This window comes from Streptomyces capoamus (genome assembly GCF_014654935.1).
In the GTDB taxonomy this organism is placed as follows: Bacteria; Actinomycetota; Actinomycetes; order Streptomycetales; family Streptomycetaceae; genus Streptomyces; species Streptomyces capoamus.
The window spans coordinates 114,241-115,030 of the sequence record NZ_BNBF01000013.1; the positions used below are offsets into that span (position 1 = coordinate 114,241).

General features: G+C 73.5%; 1 protein-coding gene and 1 pseudogene. One reads left to right on the forward strand and one right to left on the reverse strand.

What is annotated here, in order from left to right:
- A pseudogene (locus tag IE312_RS41170) lies at positions 1-174 on the forward strand (cation acetate symporter); the annotation flags it as partial.
- 18 nt (positions 175-192) lie between these two features.
- Here the strand turns inward: IE312_RS41170 and IE312_RS21210 are convergent.
- A partial coding sequence (locus IE312_RS21210; RefSeq protein WP_229900244.1) for a response regulator transcription factor occupies positions 193-790 on the reverse strand: 598 nt, incomplete at its 5' end.

Consider the following 790-nt stretch of genomic DNA (forward strand, 5'->3'; position numbering starts at 1 on the left):
CTGTTCCCGGCCGTCGACTTCCAGTACTTCCCGCTGGACGACCCGGGCATCGTCTCCATCCCGCTGGGCTTCCTGGCCGGCTGGCTGGGCACGGTCACCTCGGAGAAGGTCGCGGACGAGGGCAAGTTCGCGGAGACCGAGGTGCGCTCGCTGACCGGGGCCGGAGCCGTGTAGCCCGCGCGTCACCCGTCGCTACGGCGTCACCCAGGCGTACCGGTGCTCAGGGCGGCCGGTGTCGCCGTACTTCAGGGACAGGCGGAGCCGGCCCGCCTGTTCCAGGTGGCGGAGGTAGCGCTGGGCGGTGGAGCGGCTCAGGCCGGTCCGGGCGGCCACCTCGTGGGCCGAGAGCGGATGCCCGGCGCGGTGCAGGACGCCGCAGATCAGGTCGGTCGTGGGCTCGGAGTGTCCGGTCGGCAGGCCGGGCGCGGAGGGAGCGGGCGCGGTACGCAGGGCGCCGAAGATCCGGTCGACCTGTTCCTGGCCCGTCAGGCCCCGGCCGCCCACCCGGTCGACCGTGCGGCGCAGGGCGGCGTAGGAGTCCAGGCGGGTGCGGAGCGCGGCGAAGGTGAACGGCTTGACCAGGTAGTGCAGGGCGCCCAGGCGCATCGCCTGCTGGACGGTCGTCACGTCACTGGCCGCCGTGATCATGATGACGTCCGTGCCGTGGCCCTGCTCCCGCATGCGGTGCACGAGTTCCAGACCGGTGCGGTCGGGCAGGTAGTGGTCGAGGAGCACCAGCTCGATGCCGCCGCGTTCGACGGCCGCCAGGGCCTGGGCGGCGCTGTGCGCG